This window comes from Sphaerisporangium album, from assembly GCF_003323745.1.
In the GTDB taxonomy this organism is placed as follows: Bacteria; Actinomycetota; Actinomycetes; order Streptosporangiales; family Streptosporangiaceae; genus Sphaerisporangium; species Sphaerisporangium album.
The window spans coordinates 261556-280199 of sequence record NZ_QOIL01000008.1 but is presented as its reverse complement, the minus strand read 5'-3'; the positions used below and the strand labels follow the sequence as shown (position 1 = coordinate 280199).

Here is an 18644-nt window from a genome sequence, read left to right as displayed (position 1 = left end):
GCGGGATCAGGGCTGGGGGTCCAGCCCGTGAAAAGGGAAGATCGCCTTCCGCGTCGCCATGATCGCCCGGTCTATGGAGTCACCCGGGTCGTAACCTCGCGACAGATCCTGAAATTCCGGGTTCCGTCCGTCGGTCATGGTGAGCGGGGGCACCTCTCCCGTGCGTTCGCTGACGAACGCGCGCCAGCTCGGCGGCGTCTCGGTGGCCGGGTCGATCGGCGCGCCCGCCGCCTCGGCGATCAGGTGCGTCCACGCCCGCGGCACCACCCGGACCAGCTCGTACCCGCCGCCGCCCGTGGCCAGCCACCGGCCGCCCGCGGTCTCGTGCGCCAGCGCGTGCAGCGCGGCGTACGCCCGGCGCTGGCCGTCCAGGCTCAGCATGAGGTGCGCCAGCGGGTCCAGGGCGTGGCTGTCGCAGCCGTGCTGGGTGACCAGCACCTCCGGCTGGAACTCGCGCAGCAGCGGCGGGACCACGGCCTGGAAGGCGCGCAGCCACCCGGCGTCCCCGCATCCGGCCGGCAGGGCGACGTTGACCGCGGTGCCCTCGGCGCCGGTCTCGCCGGGGAAGCCGGTGCCGGGGAACAGGGTCTGCGGGTTCTCGTGCAGGCTGATCGTCAGCACGCGCGGGTCGTCGTAGAACATCGACTGGACGCCGTCGCCGTGGTGGACGTCCACGTCCACGTACGCGACGCGCCGCGCCCCCTGCGCGAGCATCCAGGCGATGCCCAGCGCCGGGTCGTTGTACACGCAGAAGCCGCTGGCCAGGCCCGGCATCGCGTGGTGCAGGCCACCGGCGACGTTCAGCGCGTGCTCGGCCTCGCCCGTCCACACCGCGCGGGCGGCGGCCAGCGTGGCCCCCGCGACCAGCGCGGACGCCTCGTGCACGCCGGCGAAAGCGGGGTTGTCCGGGGTGCCGAGCCCGTGGAAGACGTCGGGCGCGCCGAAGACGGACACGCGTTTGACGGCGTCGATGTAGTCGCGCGTGTGCACCAGGGCGAGCTCGTCGTCGGTCGCCGGGGCGCACCCCGCGACGCGCACCTTGTCGAGCACCCCGAGGTCGCGGGCGAGCGCCATGGTCAGCTCGACGCGGATGGGGGCGAGCGGGTGCCCGGGGCCGAAGTCGTAGGAGATCAGCTCGTCGTCCCAGATCACCTGAACCGAACGGCTCACGCGTTCACCTCGCCCATGACGCATCGGCCATGCCCTCGGGGCCCTCGGGTCTCCGGGCCCGCCGGGGGGCGCCCTGGGAAGCCGGACGAACGGTCACACGAGGGGCGCGAGGTCACCGGCTCGCCGCGCACGCTCATGAAACCGACCGTACCGCACCGCTTACCGGCTTCCGGCGACGGCCACGGCCGAAGGGGCGTCCGGCGGCGCCGTAGGGGGCCTGTACGGGCAGGCAGCGGTCGCTCCGGGGTATGAGCGCCGACAGCGGTCGCTCCCGGGTACGGGCGGGCAGCCGTCGTCCAGGTCACGGGCGGACGGCGGTCACCCTGGGGTATGGACGGAGGTCACTCCAGGAGCGGGGACTCGCTGCCCGTCACTCCGCGCGCAGGGCGATCACCGGGTCCAGGCGGGCGGCCCTGCGCGCCGGCGCCACGCCGAAGAAGACGCCGACCCCGGCCGACACCCCGAAGGCCAGCGCGATCGACCACCACGTGATCGCGGCCGGCACCGGCGACAGCGCCTGGATCAGCAGGGAGCCGCCCACGCCGAGCAGGATGCCGATCACCCCGCCGATCGTGGTGAGCAGCACGGCCTCGATCAGGAACTGCCCCAGCACGTCGCGCCCGCGCGCGCCGAGCGCCTTGCGCAGCCCGATCTCGCGGGTGCGCTCGCGCACGCTGACCAGCATGATGTTCGAGACGCCGACCCCGCCGACGAGCAGCGAGATGCCCGCGATGGCCGCCAGCACGCCGGTGAGCATGCCGAGGACGCTGCCGATCGTGCCGAGCAACTGCGTCTGGGTGACGGCGCTGAACCGCTCGCCGGGGTAGCGCCCGCTCAGCCCGTCGACGACGCGCTGCCGCAGCGGCTCGATCTCGTCCGGGCCGGAGGCGCCGACCGCGATGCCGTTGATCCGCGACAGGCCGATGAGCCGCTGGGCCGTGGTGACCGGGATGTGCACCTCCTGGTCCCTGGCCACGCCGAACGTCGCGCCGACGGACTCGTACAGGCCGATGACGCGGAACCGCACGCCCGCGATCGTCACCTGGCGGCCGATCGGGTCGACGTCCCCGAAGAGCTTCTCCCCGACCTCCGCCCCGAGGACGGCCACCCTGCGCCGCGTGTCCACGTCGGTGCCGCTGAGGTACCGGCCCCGGCGCAGCGGCCGTTCGAAGATGTTGGGCATGTACTCGTCGGTGCCGGTGATCGTGGCGAACACCTCGGTACGTCCCACCCGTACGGACTCGCCGGAGTTGACGGCGACCGTCACCTTCGCCGGATCGCCGACGACGCGGCGGACGTACGCGACGTCGTTCAGGTCCAGGCGGCTCTGCGTGGGTGCCGCGCCGAGCCCGACCTGACCGGGGACGACCAGGATGATGTTGCTGCCCAGCCCCGCGATCTCCCCCTCGATGGCCTCCTTGGCGCCGGTGCCGATCGCGACGAGGATGACCACGGCCGACACGCCGATCACGACGCCGAACATCGTGAGCGCGCTGCGCAGCCGGTTGACACGCAGGGCCTCCAGCGCCATCCGGGACGCCTCGGCGGTCCTCACCGCGGGCCCGTCCCCGAGACGGTGTCCCGCTCGATGAGGCCGTCGCGGACGTGGATCTGACGGCGGGCCGCCTCGGCGACCTCCCGCTCGTGTGTGACGAGGACGACGGCGACGCCGCGGGCGGTGTTGAGGTCGGCGAGGATGCCCATCACCTCCTGGCCGTTGCGGGAGTCCAGGTTGCCGGTCGGCTCGTCCGCGAGCACGACCTTGGGGTCGCCGACCAGGGCCCGCGCGATGGCGACCCGCTGCTGCTCGCCGCCGGACATCTGGGACGGCCGGTGGTCCAGGCGGTGCGCGAGCCCGACCGCCTCCAGGGCCCTGCGGGCGCGCTCGCGCCGCTCGGCCCGTCCGACGCCCCGGTAGACCAGCGGCAGCGCCACGTTGTCCAGCGCGGAGGTGCGGCCGAGCAGGTGGAAGGACTGGAAGACGAAGCCGATGGCCTTGTTGCGCAGCTCGGCGAGCCCGGCGTCGTCGAGTGTGGAGACGTCGGCGCCGTCGACGCGCAGCGTGCCGGAGGTCGGCCGGTCGAGGCAGCCGAGCAAATGCATGAGCGTTGACTTGCCCGACCCGGAGGGCCCGACGATCGCGACGGACTCGCCGTGGTGGATGCGCAGGCTGACGCCGCGCAGCGCGTCCACCGACACCCCTTCCAGCCGGTAGGAGCGGGTCAGGTTCACGGCCTCGAACGCGGGGACGCCGGCCTCTTCGAAGATCATGAGAGCGGCTGGCCGGCGCGGACGGTGTCGGCGCCCTTGACGACGACGCGCTCGCCGACCGAGATGCCGTGCGCCACCTCGACCACGGCGTCGCCCTGGGCCCCCAGCTTGACCACGCGGCGCTCGGCGGTGCCGTCGCCGCGCACCACCCACAGGACGGTCTCCCGGCCGCTGGTGACCACGCTGGAGGCGGGGACGGCCACCGCGTCGGGCGAGTCGCGCACGGTGAGCCTGACGACCGCGCTCATGCCGGGCTTGGGCGCGGGCGCCGCTCCCCCGCCGTCGTACGTTCCCACGCCGAGCGCGAGCCGCACGGGATAGCTGACGCCGCCGGTCGTGCCCTCCTTCGGGGTGACGCCGACGCCGGTGACCCTGGCCTGGTAGGTGGCCCCGGAGACGGCGTCGAGCTCGACCTCGGCCTTGACGCCGGGGCCGACGAGCAGCACGTCGGTCTCGTCCACGTCGGCCGACAGGGAGAGCTTGGAGACGTCGGTGACGGTGACCAGGGCGTCGCCCGCCGAGACCGGGACGCCGGTGGCGATCGTGCCCCCGGACGCGGAGGACGCCGCGCCACCGCCGCCGGACCCGCCCGCCGCAGCGCCCGCCTGCCCGGCGAGGCCCGGGGGGAGCTGCCCGAGCAGCGCGCCGAGGTTCGCCGAGCCGCCGCCCGGCGGCCCGCCCAGCGTGACGACGCCGCCGAACGGCGCCTTGACCACGAGCCCGTCCACGGTCGCCTTCGCGGCCTTCGCCGCCGCCTTCGCCTGCGCCTTCGAGGCCGCCCGAAGTGAGGACATGGACGTGGCCAGCCCGCCGAGCCCCGCCCCGATCTGCCCGCTGACCTGCGACAGCGCCAGGTTCACCGAGCGGGTGAGGTTACGCGTGATCTGGTTCAGCGCGGCACTCTGCGCGCGGTGCTGGGTCTCGGCGGCGTCGATCGCGGTCACGAGCTGCGCGCGGACCCGCGCGTCCTCGATCTTCTTCGCGGCGGCCCGCGCCCTGGCGAACCCGCGGGCGACCTTGCGATCCAGGGACGCGGTGACGTTGGGAGCGGCCAGGCGGACGCCCGGCGCCGCGACGCCGCCCATGGACACGGGCTTGGACGCCTGCCGCTCTGCCTGGCGTGCCTGGGCGAGCTGGTCCTTGGCCTGCGGCGAGCTGATCCTGACCAGGAGCTGCCCCTTGGTCACCGTGTCGCCGTCCTGGACGTACAGCTTGGCCACCGTCCCCGCGGCCGGGGAGCGCAGGGTCGCCGTGGCGCGGGCGCCGACCGTGGCGGGGGCCTCGACGACCTCGCTGACCGGGGCGCGGGTGGCCTCCCCGATCTGCACCTTGGGCGCCTCGTCGGGAGAGCAGGCCGCGATGAGCAACACCGTGAGCCCGAGCAGAAGCGGGGGGATACCGCGACGAATCGTCACGCGGCCCATCGTAAGAGGGCGATCACCCGCCCCTCCGCCTGGTACCCCAGGGAAGTACGGACATCGTCAGGGCGTGGCCGCGACGCGGCGCAGGCGGCGGATCGCGGGGACCGACAGCAGCAGGACGCACCCCATGACCGAGACGATCGACGAGACCGCCAGCACCTCCCTGGCCCCCGCAAGCGAGGCGACCGGGCCGGCGAGGGACTGGCCGATCGGCACGGCGATGACCGACCCGGCGACCTCGTAGGCGTGGACGCGGTTCAGCACCCCCGGCGCGACCTGCGTCTGCACGCTGGTCATCCACATGACGCCCCAGAACGCCGACCCGGCGCCCGCGACGAGGTGCAGGGCCGCCATGAGCGGCAACGGCAGCACGAGGGTGATCGACAGCGGCTCCAGCGCGAAGAAGAACATCGCCAGCGCTCCGGCGGCGAGCGGCCGCTGCGGCCTGACACGCATGGCGACCAGGCCGCCGAGGATCGTCCCCGCGCCGAACGCCGAGGTGACGAACCCGTACCCGGTGGCTTGGTAGGCGTCGTTGATGATCACGGCGCCGAGCGGGAAGACCGGGCCGAAGACGGCGATGCCCATGACCGCCCAGATGACGATCACGCCCCACATCCACGTGCGCGAGCGGAACTCCCGCCATCCCACCTTGAGGTTCACCCAGATCGACCCCTCCTGGGCGGCCCGGGGGACGCCGCGCAGCCGCAGCAGCGCCAGGCAGGCGGCGCTCACGGCGAACCCGGCGGCGTCGATCAGGAACACCACGCCGACGTCGGCGTACGCGACGAGGAAGCCGGCGACCGACGGGCCGAGCAGGAGCATGAAGGACTCGGAGGTGCGCTGGGTGGCCACGGCGCGCTGCACGTCGGTGGCGATCTGCGGGATCAGGCTCGCCAGCCCCGGCTGGAACATCGCCGCGGCGGTGCCGTTGACGGCGGAGATCACCATGAGGTGCCACAGCGTGGGGGTGCCCGTGAGGAACAGGGTGGCCGTGACCGTCTGGGTGAGAACGCGGACGGCGTCGGCGCCGACCATCATGCGGCGCGGGGTGAACCGGTCGGCGAACACGCCGCCGAACAGGATGAACAGGGCCAGGGGGACGATGGACGCCGCCATCGTGAGACCGGCCCCGGTGGCGCCGTATCCGGCCTGGATCACGCCGAGGGACATCGCGACCGGCACCATCCCGGTGCCGAGCGTCGAGACCGACCGGGCGGTGAAGAACAGCCGGAAGTCCCGCGTCCAGACGGCGGGCCCGCCGCTCCGCTCGTCCTCGGGCTTCGGCGCCGTTTCGGACACCTCTGCCGCTTCAGCGCACTCCATCGCAATGCCCCCATATACGCCCGTTCCCGCGCGACGGACATGATGGCACTTTAATAGCAAGGTTTCCTAACGGTTTAGCAGGGGACCCGGTTCGACGGCATTGGTGACCACCCGTAGGTACATCGGCGGAATGTCGGGAACTAGGGTGTTCGCCGTATCAGGTACCTTCTCGCGCCGGGAGGCGGATCTCCTTGACGGCAGAACCCACGGACGAGCGATGGGCCGCGCTCAGGCGGTGCTTCGCGGAGATCGACGTCGACGGCGACGGCTACATCACCCACGCCGAGTTCAGCGAGCACTTCCCGAACCTGCCGGCCGAGGCGATCGGCGCGCTCGACCAGGCCGGTGACGCGGACGGCGACGGGCGGATCTCGTTCGAGGAGTTCGTCCGCCTGACGCCCTTCGGCTGAGCCCGACGCCCCGCGACTGAGTTCGACGCGCTTCGGGCCCAGACCTGACGCCCTGCGGCCGAGAGCGGCCGCTCGGCGGTCCCGAAGGGCCTCCCCGGCCGTCAGCCCGAGGCGAGCTGGCGGCTGCGGTCGCGCGCGGCCTCGATGGCGGCCAGGAAGGCCGCCCGGACGCTGTGCCGCTCCAGCTCGGCGATGGCCGAGATCGTCGTCCCGCCCGGCGAGGTGACCGCCTCGCGGAGGATCACCGGGTGCTCGCCCGAGTCGCGCAGCATGATCGCCGCGCCGACGATCGACTGGGTCACCATGTCGAGCGCGGCCGCCCGCGGCATGCCCAGCAGGATTCCGGCGTCGACCATGGCCTCGACCAGGTAGAAGAAGTACGCCGGGCCGCTGCCTGAGAGCGCGGTCGCGGCGTCCTGCTGGGACTCCGGGATACGCAGCACCTTGCCGACCGGCCTGAGCAGGTTCTCGGTCTGCTCCAGGTGGATCTCGGAGGCGTGCGCCCCGGCGGAGATGACGCTCATGGCCTCGTCCACCAGCACCGGGGTGTTCGACATGACCCGCACGACCGGGACCTCGTCGCCCAGCCGCGCCTCGACGAAGGACGTCGTGATGCCCGCCGCGACCGTGATGACCAGCTTGCCCGCGGGGACGTGGGAGGCGATCTCGTTCAGCAGGGCGCCCATGTCCTGCGGCTTGACCGCGAGGATGAGCGTGTCGGCGATCTTGGCGGCCTCGCTGTTGGGCACGACCCGCACGCCGTGGCGCTCGCGAAGGGCGGCGGCGCGCTCCTCGCGGCGGGCCGTGGCGATGATCTCGCCCGGCTCGACACCCGCGCGCAGCAGCCCGGACAGCAGGGCCTCGCCCATCTTGCCCGTACCGAGAATCGCGATCATCTCAAGGCACCTCGCGTAACGTCCGGAAACCCTCGCAGCCTACCGACTCCGGGGTGGTCCGGGCGCGACCGCGCACGCCCGCGCCATTCCCTGTGGGGAATTGTCGCCCCGCACCCCTTCTCGCAAGGTTTGGGGGTAAAGCGAACAGACGAGCGAGGAGACACAGTGCTCAACAAGACGGTGATCAACAAGACGGTGACCGACACCCATGCCCAGGACCTGGCCGCCCGCTACGTCGCCCTCTGGAACGAGCCGGACGCCGAGCTGCGCCGCAAGGCCGTCCAGGCGCTCTGGGCCGAGGACGGCGTCCACATCCTGCACCCGCCGCAGGAACTCCGCGAGGCCGCCGCCGAGCTGGGCTTCGGCGCCCCCACCCTGGAGGCCCACGGGTACGAGGCCCTGGAGCTCCGGGTGACCCGGGCCTACGAGGAGTTCGTCGCCCCCGGGCAGTACGTCTTCCGGCTGGGCGCGCCCGCCGTGGCGCTGCGCGACGTCGTGAAGCTCCACTGGGAGATGGTGCCCGCGGGCGGCGGCGAGGCGCTGGGCGGCGGCCTGGAGATTCTGGTCGTCGGGGAGGACGGCCGCATCACCGCCGACTACCAGTTCCCCGGGTGACCTCCCGACGACCGGCCATGGAGCGGACCAGGTCGGCGAGGTTGCCCGTGCGCCCGGCGAAGTGGCGGGCCAGGTGCCCGTACCAGCCCGGCCCGTACGGGACGCGGACGCGCACGCGCGCGCCGTGGGCGGCCTGCCGTTCCAGCGCGGGCGGGCGCACGCCGTGCCACATCTGGTACTCGAACGACCCGGGCTCGCGCTCGTTCAGCACGGCGAGCGCCGACGCCACCTCGATCAGCCGCCGGTCGTGCGTGGCCACCATGGGGTAGCCGCCGCCCTCCATCAGCACCTTCAGGCAGCGGACGTACGACCTGTCGACGTCGGCGGGCCGCCCGTAGGAGACCGACGCCGGCCCGCCCGGGGTGCCCGCGCACAGCCGTACGCGCGCGGCGGCGAGCGCCCGGCAGTGGTGCTCGGCTCCGCGCAGCGCGGCCTGGACTGCGGCGCCGGTCGAGGGGTGGTCCTCCACCAGGCAGGCGTGGACGCGCAGCGCGCGGTCGGCCAGGGCGGCGTTCTCGGTGTCGACGGTCACGGTGGCCCCAAGCTCGCCCGCGGCCGCGCAGACGCGCGCGGCGCAGTCCCGCGCGAGCCCCTCGTCCACGTGCAGGCCGAGCACCGAGAGCCGGACCGACAGGTCGGCGCCCTTGGCGGCCCCGCGCCGGTCTAGGGCGTCCAGGAGGGCCACGGCGGTGTCGGCCGCGCGGGCGGCCTGGGCCGGACCTCGCGCCTCCTCGCCGAGGTGGTCGAGCGTCACGAGGTAGCCGTCGGCGGTGAGGGCCGCGGCGGCGGAGGCGGCGTCCTCCACGCCCGTGCCCGCGACATAGCGGCTCATGACGCGCCGGGCGATCCCCGACGTGCGGACCATGCTCTCCACACGGTCGTTGCTCGAAGCGGCCAGCAGAACGCGACGCAACACCATTGGCACCCTTCCTGGCGGGACGGTTCGCGGGGCGAGATCTTCCCACCTTACGGCGGCCGGGGCGCCGATCTTGGGAGCCCGGACGACCATGTTGCGGTTTGACCTTGCCGCCACAGGTCCGAACCGGGGCGAGATCGGGTACGTCATAGGGATATGCGGATGATGACGGCGACTCTGGCGGCCGGATCCCTGCTGCTGACCGTGGGATGCGGCAATGTTCCGAACGATGTTCCGCGTGCCACTGCCATGAGCCCGAACCCCGACCACGCCGTGACGTCGACCATCGTGGCGACGGGCGGCACCTCCTCGCCCACGGCCCCGGCGACAGGCCCGTCGCCCACGAGGCCGAAGGGCCACACGATCAACACGCACAAGGTCCGGTGGGAGAAGGCGAAGCCCACCAGGGACGGACGCAAGATCAAGGTCATCTGGTGGTCGGGGGTCGAACCCTGCACCGTGCTCGACCACGTGAAGGTGCGGGAGACGTCCAAGCGCGTGACGATCACCCTCTACGAGGGCACCGCGGCGAACGCGCGCGACGTCGCCTGCATCGAGATCGCGCTGCAGAAGACCACCACGGTCAAGCTGAAGTCCCCCCTCGGTAAGCGCAAGATCGTGGACGGTGCGCGCTCATGACCGCGCCGCGCTCCCGAGCGGGCCGCTCCCTGACCGCGCCGCACTCCTGACCGCGCCGCACTCCTGACCGCGCCGCACTCCTGACCGCGCCGCACTCCTGACCGCGCCGCACTCCCTAGCGGGCCGCTCCTGACCAGGCCGTGTTCCTGACCCGGGCAGCCCGCCTGGGCGGACGTCCGGGGAACCGGCCGGTCGTCCCGCCCGTTCCCTGCTGTGTTACCTCCGGCAGGCTCCCCCACGTCACGGCGCTCGCCCCCGCCGCCCTCGCCGGACGGTCGCGCGCGGCCGGCCTCCGAACCCCCGGCGGCGCCGCACCGTCCGGGCATGATCCCAGCTCAGGGCCTGTCCGCCTTACCCTCCGACGCCCCCCTGAGTACGCGGAATACGGACGCCCCGCGTAGGGTTGAGCGCGGTAGACTCAACTCGCTTGACAAAGCGAAGAGCGAGACCCATGATTGAGTCACTCAGACTCAACTTTGACTACAAGGACGTACTCATGGCACGTGCGGTAGGTATCGACCTGGGGACGACCAACTCCGTCGTCTCGATTCTCGAGGGCGGTGAGCCCACGGTCATCGCCAACGCGCAGGGCTCGCGGACCACGCCGTCCGTCGTGGCCTTCGCCAAGAACGGCGAGGTGCTCGTCGGCGAGGTCGCCAAGCGGCAGGCCGTCACCAACGTCGACCGGACCATCCGCTCGGTCAAGCGGGAGATGGGCACGAACTGGTCCGTCGAGATCGACGGCAAGAAGTTCTCTCCCCAGCAGATCAGCGCGTTCGTGCTGCAGAAGCTCAAGACGGACGCCGAGGCCTACCTGGGCGAGAAGATCGCGGACGCCGTGATCACCGTCCCGGCGTACTTCAACGACGCGCAGCGCCAGGCCACCAAGGAGGCCGGCCAGATCGCGGGCCTCAACGTCCTGCGCATCATCAACGAGCCCACCTCGGCCGCTCTGGCCTACGGTCTCGACAAGGAGAAGGACCAGACCATCCTGGTCTTCGACCTCGGCGGCGGCACGTTCGACGTCTCGCTGCTCGACGTCGGCCAGGAGGACGGCCACGGCTTCGTCGAGGTCAAGGCCACCAGCGGTGACAACCACCTGGGCGGCGACGACTGGGACCAGCGCGTCGTCGACGAGCTGGTGACCCGCTTCAAGAACGCCCACGGCGTCGACCTGTCCAAGGACAAGATGGCGCTCCAGCGCCTGCGCGAGGCCGCCGAGAAGGCGAAGATCGAGCTGTCGGCGCAGACCGAGACCTCGGTCAACCTGCCCTACATCACCGCCTCCGCCGAGGGTCCGCTCCACCTTGAGGAGAAGCTGACCCGCTCGGAGTTCCAGCGCATCACCTCCGACCTGCTCGAGCGCTGCAAGGGCCCGTTCCACCAGGTCATCAAGGACGCCGGCATCAAGGTGTCCGACATCGCCCACGTCGTGCTGGTCGGCGGCTCCACCCGCATGCCGGCCGTGAGCGAGCTCGTCAAGGAGCTGACCGGCGGCAAGGAGCCCAACAAGGGCGTCAACCCCGACGAGGTCGTGGCGATCGGCGCCGCGCTCCAGGCGGGCGTGCTCAAGGGCGAGGTCAAGGACGTCCTCCTTCTGGACGTCACCCCGCTGAGCCTGGGCATCGAGACCAAGGGCGGCATCTTCACCAAGATCATCGAGCGGAACACCACGATCCCGACCAAGCGGTCGGAGGTCTTCACCACCGCCGAGGACAACCAGCCGTCCGTGCAGATCCAGGTCTTCCAGGGCGAGCGTGAGATCGCCGCCTACAACAAGAAGCTGGCCACCTTCGAGCTGACCGGCATCGCCCCGGCGCCGCGCGGCATCCCGCAGATCGAGGTCACCTTCGACATCGACGCCAACGGCATCGTCAACGTCGGCGCCAAGGACCTCGGCACCGGCAAGGAGCAGTCGATGACCATCACCGGCGGCTCCGCGCTGCCGAAGGAGGACATCGAGCGCATGATGCGCGAGGCCGACTCCTACGCCGAAGAGGACAAGAAGCGCCGCGACGAGGCCGAGACGCGCAACAACGCCGACGCGCTCGCCTACCAGACGGAGAAGTTCCTCCGCGAGAACGACGAGAAGATCCCGACCGAGGTCAAGACCGAGGTCGAGGAGTCGCTGGCGGAGCTGAAGAAGACGCTGGAGGGCACCGACTCCGCCGCGATCCGCGCGGCGGCCGAGAAGCTCGCCACCGTCAGCCAGAAGATGGGCTCGGCCATCTACGCCCAGTCCCAGGGCGCGGCCGAAGCTCCCGCCGACGCCGCCACCGGCGCGCCCGGCACGAAGTCCGACGACGACGTCGTCGAGGCCGAGATCGTCGACGACGAGCCGAAGCCGAAGCGGGAGGGCGGTGCCGCGTGACGTCCCCGAACTCTGGGAGCGAGCACGAGGGCTTGGTGATCCGCGACAACCGGCGCATCGATCCGAAGACCGGGGAGGTGCGTGAGGGGGCGGGGAAGACGGCCGACCGGTCGTCCCCCGCCGCCCCGGCCGAGGCCAAGCCGGACGAGGGCCTGGCCGCCGAGCTCGCGACACAGCTCGCCGAGCGCACGGCCGACCTCCAGCGGCTCCAGGCCGAGTACTCGAACTACCGCAAGCGCGTCGAGCGCGACCGGGTGACGGTCCGCGAGCAGGCGGTCGCCAACGTGCTGACCGAGCTGCTCCCGGTGCTCGACGACATCGGAAGGGCTCGTGACCACGGCGAGCTGACCGGCGGCTTCGCCAAGGTCAGCGAGGCGCTGGAGGCGGCGGTCGGCAAGCTCGGCCTGACCACCTACGGCACCAAGGGCGACCCGTTCGACCCCACCGTGCACGAGGCTCTGATCCACAGCTACTCGGCCGCCGTCAGCGAGCCGACCGCCGTCGAGATCCTCCAGCCCGGCTACCGCCTCGGCGAGCGCGTCCTGCGCCCGGCCAGGGTCGCGGTCGCCGAGCCCGAGGAGCCGGCGGGCGGTGCGTCCGATGCGGCCACGACGGGCGAGGCGGGCGAGGCCGCGGCCGACCCCGAGGACAATTGAACGACTATCCTTTTGGCCCACGAAGGAAGAGTTAGATGAGCACCAAGGACTACCTGGAGAAGGACTACTACGCGGTCCTTGGTGTGTCGAAGACCGCCACCGCCGACGAGATCAAGAAGGCGTACCGCAGGCTGGCGCGCAAGTACCACCCCGACGCCAACCAGGGCAGCACCGAGACCGAGGCGAAGTTCAAGCAGGTCTCGGAGGCGTACGACGTCCTGTCCGACACCAAGCGCCGCAAAGAGTACGACGAGGCGCGCACGCTGTTCGGATCGGGTCTCGGCGGGTACGCGGGGGGCGGCGCCCCCCGCGGCGGCGGTGGCGGGTTCCCGTTCGAGTTCGGCGACCTCTTCGGGGGCACCGCGCAGGGCGGTGGCGGCGGCGCGGGCGAGCGCATCGGCGACCTGTTCGGCGGTCTGTTCAACCGCGGCGGGCGCACCTCCGCCACGACGTCCCGTCCCCGCCGGGGGCAGGACATCGAGTCCGAGGTCACCATGACGTTCTCCGAGGCGGTCGAGGGCACCACGGTCGCGCTCCGGCTGACCAGTTCCTCGGCCTGCCCCGCGTGCAGCGGCACGGGCGCCAAGACCGGCACGACCCCCCGGGTCTGCCCGACCTGCGAGGGCACCGGCGCGGCCAGCCGCAATCTCGGCAACTTCGCCTTCTCCGAGCCGTGCCGCGACTGCAAGGGCCGCGGGCTGCTCATCGACGATCCCTGCCCGGTGTGCGAGGGCAGCGGGCGCGGCAAGAGCACGCGCACGCTCCAGGCGCGCATCCCCGCGGGCGTGGCCGACGGCCAGCGCATCCGGCTCAAGGCCAAGGGCGCGCCCGGCGAGAACGGCGGCCCGTCGGGCGACCTGTACGTCGCCATCCACGTCAAACCACACGCGATCTTCGGCCGCTCGGGCGACAACCTGACCATCACGGTCCCGGTGACGTTCACCGAGGCGGCCCTCGGCGCCGAGATCCGGGTGCCGACGCTCCACGGCCAGCCCGTCACGCTGCGCATCCCCGAGGGCACGCCCAACGGCCGCACGTTCCGCGTGCGCGGCCGGGGTGTCACCCGCAAGGACGGCAGCAAGGGTGATCTGCTGGTCACCGTGGAGGTCACGGTCCCGCAGGCGCTCGACGACAAGGAGAGGTCCGCGCTGGAGGAGTTCCGTTCGGTGTCCGACGGAGCAGACCCCCGCGCCGACCTGCTCAAACAGGCCAGTAGCGAGTAGCCCGAGAGGAGGCGACGCCGATGGACGCCAACTACTTCGACCTGTCCGACGACACCCCGGTGTACGTCATCTCGGTCGCCGCCCAGCTTTCCGGGCTGCACCCGCAGACCCTCCGGCAGTACGACCGTCTCGGCCTGGTCAGCCCAGGCCGTACGGCCGGCCGGGGCAGGCTCTACTCCACGCGCGACATCGTGATGCTGCGCGAGGTCCAGCGGCTCTCCCAGGAGGAGGGCATCAACCTGGCGGGCATCAAGCGCATATTGGCCCTGGAGACCGAGAACCTGCGCATGCGCGAGGAGCTCAGCCGGCTCAGGGGCGAGGTGGCGATGATCCGCGCGCTGATCCAGTACCAGCTACCGCCCGCTTAGACCCCGTGGACGGGGGCTCACGCCGGCGCCCGGGGCACGTTCAGGGGCCGTATTCAGGGGAACGTGTGGCGACGCCGCCATGCGAGGAAAGGCGAGATCGAGCGTGGACTACAAACTGACGCGAAAGAGCCAGGACGCCCTGTCGGGGGCCGTCCGCCGTGCCGCTGCGGAAGGCCATCCCGAGGTCGGGCCGGCACATTTGTTCACCAGCCTGCTCACCCAGACGGACGGCACCGCGGTCCACCTGCTGGAGGCGGTCGGCGCCGACTGGAAGAAGCTGCGCGCCGAGGCCGAACAGCAGCTCGAGCAGCTTCCCAAGGCCCAGGGCGCCACGGTCAGCGCCCCCTCGTCCTCGCGGCAGCTCCTGGTCGTCCTGAACACCGCCGCCGCGCGGGCCAAGCAGCTCGAGGACGAGTACGTCTCCACCGAGCACCTCCTGGTCGGCCTCGCCGCCGACGGCGGGCGCGTCGCCGACCTGCTCAAGGCGCAGGGCGCCAACGACAGGGCGCTGCTGGACGCGTTCGAGAAGGTCCGCGGCCACGCCCGCGTCACCAGCGAGAGCCCGGAGGACACCTACCGGGCCCTGGATAAGTACGGCGTCGACCTCACCGAGCTCGCGCGGGCCGGGCGTCTCGACCCGGTCATCGGCCGCGACAACGAGATCCGCCGCGTCGTCCAGGTGCTCAGCCGCCGCACCAAGAACAACCCCGTGCTGATCGGCGAGCCCGGCGTCGGCAAGACCGCCGTGGTCGACGGGCTGGCCCAGCGCATCGTCGCCGGAGACGTCCCCGAGAGCCTGCGCGGCAAGCGCCTGGTCTCGCTCGACCTCGGCGCGATGGTCGCGGGCGCCAAGTTCCGCGGCGAGTTCGAGGAGCGGCTCAAGGCCGTCCTGAACGAGATCAAAGAGAGCGACGGCCAGGTCGTCACCTTCATCGACGAGCTGCACACGATGGTCGGCGCGGGCGCGGCCGAGGGCGCGATGGACGCCGGCAACATGCTCAAGCCCATGCTGGCCCGGGGCGAGCTGCGCATGATCGGCGCGACCACCCTGGACGAGTACCGCGAGCGCATCGAGAAGGACCCCGCCCTGGAGCGGCGCTTCCAGCAGATCTACGTCGGCGAGCCCACCGTCGAGGACACGATCGCGATCCTGCGCGGGCTCAAGGGCCGGTACGAGGCCCACCACAAGGTGCAGATCTCCGACGGCGCCCTCGTCGCAGCGGCCACCCTCTCCGACCGTTACATCACCGCCCGCTTCCTGCCCGACAAGGCCATCGACCTGGTCGACGAGGCCGCGAGCCGCCTGCGCATGGAGATCGACTCCCGGCCCGTCGAGATCGACGAGCTCCAGCGGGCCGTCGACCGCCTCAAGATGGAGGAGCTCGCGCTCGCCAAGGAGACCGACGAGGCCAGCGTCCAGCGCCTGGAGCGGCTCCACAAGGAGCTGGGCGACCGCCAGGAGGACCTGGACGCGCTCGTCGTCCGCTGGCAGAAGGAGAAGTCCGGCCTGAACCGGGTCGGCGAGCTGAAGCAGCGCCTGGACGAGACCCGCTCGGCGGCCGAGCGCGCCCAGCGCGACGGCGACTTCGAGGCCGCGTCCCGGCTGATGTACGGCGACGTGCCGCGCCTGGAGAAGGAGCTCGAAGAGGCCACCGCCCAGGCCCAGCCCGAGGATCCGATGGTCAAGGAGGAGGTCGGGGCCGACGACATCGCCCAGGTCATCTCCTCCTGGACGGGCATCCCCGCCGGGCGCCTGCTGGAGGGCGAGACCGCCAAGCTGCTCCGCATGGAGGAAGAGCTCGGCCGCAGGCTCGTCGGGCAGCGCGAGGCCGTCCAGGCCGTGTCCGACGCCGTACGCCGCGCGCGGGCGGGCGTCTCCGACCCCGACCGGCCGACCGGCTCGTTCCTGTTCCTCGGCCCGACCGGCGTCGGCAAGACCGAGCTGGCGAAGGCCCTCGCCGAGTTCCTGTTCGACGACGAGCGCGCCATGACCCGCATCGACATGAGCGAGTACGGCGAGAAGCACAGCGTCGCCCGGCTCGTCGGCGCCCCGCCCGGGTACGTCGGCTACGAGGAGGGCGGCCAGCTCACCGAGGCGGTCCGCCGCAGGCCGTACACCGTCGTGCTGCTGGACGAGATCGAGAAGGCCCACCCCGAGGTCTTCGACATCCTGCTCCAGGTGCTGGACGACGGCCGGCTCACCGATGGCCAGGGCCGCACGGTCGACTTCCGCAACACCATCCTGATCCTCACGTCCAACATCGGGTCGCAGTACCTCGTCGACCTCACGCTGGACGGGCAGACCAGGCGGGACAAGGTCATGCAGGCGGTCAGGTCGTCGTTCAAGCCGGAGTTCCTGAACCGGCTCGACGACGTGATCCTGTTCGACGCGCTCGGCTCCGAGGAGCTGGCGCAGATCGTCGACCTCCAGGTGTCGAGGCTGGCACGGCGGCTGGCGGACCGGCGTCTGACGCTGTCCGTGACGCCCGAGGCCCGCGACTGGCTGGCGCTCACCGGCTACGACCCGCTGTACGGCGCCCGCCCGCTGCGGCGCCTCGTGCAGTCCGCCATCGGCGACAAGCTGGCCAAGAACCTGCTCGCCGGCCTCGTCCACGACGGCGACACCGTCACCGTCGACCTGGACGCCGACCACGACACCCTCACCGTCGAGTCGGCGAGCACCGCGAGCACGCCCTCGTGACGCGCTGACGGGCTCGCGCCCGTGTGAACCGAGCCCTCGCCGGATTCCCAGCGGGGGCTCTTTTCGCGCGGCCGGAGCCGGGCGGCCCGGTAAGGGAATCTCCAGGGTTGGGTCAACGAACCACTCGGCGAAACTCCGGCTGGATACCTTCGGTGCTCGACCGAGTACCACAGGTAGTCAAGGGAGCGTTCATGCGTACTTCATTCGCGATCAAGAGCGTAGTGGCTCTGGCCGTGGCCGCCGGGGCCGGATGCGCGGGGGCGGGGAGCGCGACGGCCGCCGTACCGTGCGGGGATGGCACCCTCACGCCTCTCACCTCGCCGACCACCGTGTACTGCGGACCGGAGACGGTCGCCACCGATACGGCCGAGGCCGTCACCGCGCTTCAGCCGCCGCGCCTCGCGAAGCGCACGCCCGAAGGCGACCTGGTCGTCGGCATCGAGCAGATCGGGCGGTCGCCGCGTCTGCTGTCGGGCACGACCGCGGTGATCGGCCTGGCCGACCTCCCCGCGGTCGCCCACGACACCGGTCTCCGCACACTCCCGCGCGGCCTGTCCGTCTCCGACCTCAGCCTGCGCCTGCCCGTCACCGTTCACCGCGGGAGCGGCCCCACGGCCTCCCCCTACCAGAATGGATCCGTGGCGGCCGGCCTGGCGGCATCGGACGTGCCCGACGGCCCCGGCCTTCCCCTTCAGCCTGTTCAGCCGGTTCCGCCCGTTCAGCCGCAGGTGACCGCCGAGGTCGAAGGCCTGCCCAAGCCCGCCGAGGCCGAGGGCGTCGTCAAGCCCGGCGAGGCCGCCGTCGACGCGGGGACCACGCCCCTGCCCGCCGTCGGGTCGGTCAAGGGTGGCCTGCGCGTCCGCTGACGACCGGCTGCCCGCGTCCGCTGACGACCGGCTTGCCGATCCCGTGGGAGGTACGGCCCGTGACACCGCGAAGGGGGTCACGGGCCGTCTCTGCGAACGGGCCTCGGACCTCGTCCCGCGTACCGGGCACAGAGCGTCGAAGGGGTCAGCAGGGGACGTCGAGGAGGGCGTCGAGGTCGTCCTCGGGTAGGCCGAGGTCGACGCGAATGCGGTACCGGGTGCGCAGGAGCGCGTCCCGGGTGCGGAGGGTCGCCTCCCGCGGACCGCACCCGTCGCCGGCGAGGACGCCGTCCGTCGCCCACTCGTGCGCCGCGGTGAGGTCACCGTAGGCCAGGAGCGTCTCGGCGACGTGCAGGGCCGTCATCGGGTCGACGCGGCCGTCCGCCTTGATCGACTCGACCAGCTCGCGCGCCTCGTCCGGACGGTCGAGCTCGAACAGGGTGTCGGCGATGCCGGCCCGGGGGTCGACGCTCACCTCGCCGCCGTCCTCCAGCGCCCGCTGGAAGCATTCGAGGGCCCTGGCCGGCTGCCCCGCCTGCCGCCATTCCTCCGCGGCCAGCACGAGGATCGCGGCACGGGACACGTCACCGGATCGGTAGCCGCGCGCCAGGTCATCGAGGCGCCCGGCCAGGGCTCCGTGGTCGTCGTCGAGGAGCGCCTGCTCCAGCAGACGATCAAGCTGCTCACGTGTCACATGTGCCACAGGACGAGATTACCGAGCGCCGCTCCACTGTGTGTGGACAACCGCGGGCATTGGTTCGGCCCCGATTCGCACACGTTTGACTACGCTCCGCG

Annotated in this window: 17 protein-coding genes; 9 read left to right on the top strand and 8 right to left on the bottom strand. The window is 72.0% G+C overall.

Features of this window, described 5'->3' with window-relative positions:
- Positions 1-6: 6 nt before the first annotated feature.
- The 5 genes from DQ384_RS16640 to DQ384_RS16620 form a co-directional block, all read right to left on the bottom strand.
- Positions 7-1194 carry an acetoin utilization protein AcuC gene (locus DQ384_RS16640; protein WP_181871249.1) on the bottom strand — a complete coding sequence of 396 codons (1188 nt, stop codon included), beginning with the start codon at positions 1192-1194 and terminating at the stop codon, positions 7-9.
- A 346-nt stretch (positions 1195-1540) separates the two neighbouring features.
- Positions 1541-2725 carry an ABC transporter permease gene (locus DQ384_RS16635; RefSeq protein ID WP_114029716.1) on the bottom strand — a complete coding sequence of 395 codons (1185 nt, stop codon included), beginning with the start codon at positions 2723-2725 and terminating at the stop codon, positions 1541-1543.
- Positions 2722-3441: an ABC transporter ATP-binding protein gene (locus DQ384_RS16630; protein WP_114029715.1), complete on the bottom strand. Its 720-nt coding sequence runs from the start codon at positions 3439-3441 to the stop codon at positions 2722-2724. Before DQ384_RS16630 ends, DQ384_RS16635 begins: the two co-directional genes overlap by 4 nt.
- Positions 3438-4856 carry an efflux RND transporter periplasmic adaptor subunit gene (locus DQ384_RS16625; protein ID WP_114029714.1) on the bottom strand — a complete coding sequence of 473 codons (1419 nt, stop codon included), beginning with the start codon at positions 4854-4856 and terminating at the stop codon, positions 3438-3440. The genes DQ384_RS16630 and DQ384_RS16625 overlap by 4 nt, the downstream gene beginning before the upstream one ends.
- A 66-nt stretch (positions 4857-4922) precedes the next feature.
- Entirely contained in the window at positions 4923-6164 is a 1242-nt protein-coding gene (locus DQ384_RS16620; protein WP_245966534.1) for an MFS transporter, read from the bottom strand.
- A gap of 215 nt (positions 6165-6379) precedes the next feature.
- Between DQ384_RS16620 and DQ384_RS16615 the strand changes: the two genes are divergently transcribed.
- Positions 6380-6598: an EF-hand domain-containing protein gene (locus DQ384_RS16615; RefSeq protein WP_114029712.1), complete on the top strand. Its 219-nt coding sequence runs from the start codon at positions 6380-6382 to the stop codon at positions 6596-6598.
- Positions 6599-6699: 101 nt separating this feature from the next.
- On the opposite strand, the gene proC is transcribed toward DQ384_RS16615, so the two are convergent.
- Positions 6700-7494 (bottom strand): pyrroline-5-carboxylate reductase, encoded by a 795-nt coding sequence (gene proC / locus DQ384_RS16610; protein WP_114029711.1) that lies wholly within the window; start codon positions 7492-7494, stop codon positions 6700-6702.
- Between the two features lie 165 nt (positions 7495-7659).
- Between proC and DQ384_RS16605 the strand changes: the two genes are divergently transcribed.
- Positions 7660-8109, top strand: a complete 450-nt coding sequence (locus DQ384_RS16605; RefSeq protein ID WP_245966533.1) for a hypothetical protein — start codon at positions 7660-7662, stop codon at positions 8107-8109.
- Here the strand turns inward: DQ384_RS16605 and DQ384_RS16600 are convergent.
- Positions 8081-9028 (bottom strand): proline dehydrogenase family protein, encoded by a 948-nt coding sequence (locus DQ384_RS16600; RefSeq protein WP_245966532.1) that lies wholly within the window; start codon positions 9026-9028, stop codon positions 8081-8083. The two genes, DQ384_RS16605 and DQ384_RS16600, sit on opposite strands and share 29 nt — an antisense overlap.
- Before the next feature lie 159 nt (positions 9029-9187).
- Between DQ384_RS16600 and DQ384_RS16595 the strand changes: the two genes are divergently transcribed.
- The 7 genes from DQ384_RS16595 to DQ384_RS16565 all read left to right on the top strand — a co-directional run bounded on the left by DQ384_RS16595 (position 9188) and on the right by DQ384_RS16565 (position 17849).
- Positions 9188-9664 carry a hypothetical protein gene (locus DQ384_RS16595; protein ID WP_245966531.1) on the top strand — a complete coding sequence of 159 codons (477 nt, stop codon included), beginning with the start codon at positions 9188-9190 and terminating at the stop codon, positions 9662-9664.
- A 496-nt stretch (positions 9665-10160) separates the two neighbouring features.
- Complete coding sequence (dnaK, locus tag DQ384_RS16590) at positions 10161-12035, top strand: molecular chaperone DnaK (RefSeq protein WP_114029710.1); 1875 nt, start codon at positions 10161-10163, stop codon at positions 12033-12035.
- A complete protein-coding gene (gene grpE / locus DQ384_RS16585) occupies positions 12032-12691 on the top strand; it encodes a nucleotide exchange factor GrpE (protein ID WP_114029709.1) in 660 nt (219 codons plus the stop codon). Before dnaK ends, grpE begins: the two co-directional genes overlap by 4 nt.
- 35 nt (positions 12692-12726) lie before the next feature.
- Complete coding sequence (gene dnaJ, locus DQ384_RS16580) at positions 12727-13914, top strand: molecular chaperone DnaJ (protein WP_114029708.1); 1188 nt, start codon at positions 12727-12729, stop codon at positions 13912-13914.
- A 20-nt stretch (positions 13915-13934) separates the two neighbouring features.
- Complete coding sequence (locus DQ384_RS16575) at positions 13935-14282, top strand: heat shock protein transcriptional repressor HspR (RefSeq protein WP_114029707.1); 348 nt, start codon at positions 13935-13937, stop codon at positions 14280-14282.
- 103 nt (positions 14283-14385) lie between these two features.
- Complete coding sequence (clpB, locus tag DQ384_RS16570) at positions 14386-16983, top strand: ATP-dependent chaperone ClpB (RefSeq protein WP_114029706.1); 2598 nt, start codon at positions 14386-14388, stop codon at positions 16981-16983.
- 191 nt (positions 16984-17174) lie between these two features.
- Positions 17175-17849 (top strand): hypothetical protein, encoded by a 675-nt coding sequence (locus tag DQ384_RS16565; RefSeq protein ID WP_147268803.1) that lies wholly within the window; start codon positions 17175-17177, stop codon positions 17847-17849.
- 145 nt (positions 17850-17994) lie between these two features.
- On the opposite strand, the gene DQ384_RS16560 is transcribed toward DQ384_RS16565, so the two are convergent.
- Positions 17995-18552 carry a tetratricopeptide repeat protein gene (locus tag DQ384_RS16560; protein ID WP_245966530.1) on the bottom strand — a complete coding sequence of 186 codons (558 nt, stop codon included), beginning with the start codon at positions 18550-18552 and terminating at the stop codon, positions 17995-17997.
- Between the last annotated feature and the right edge of the window lie 92 nt (positions 18553-18644).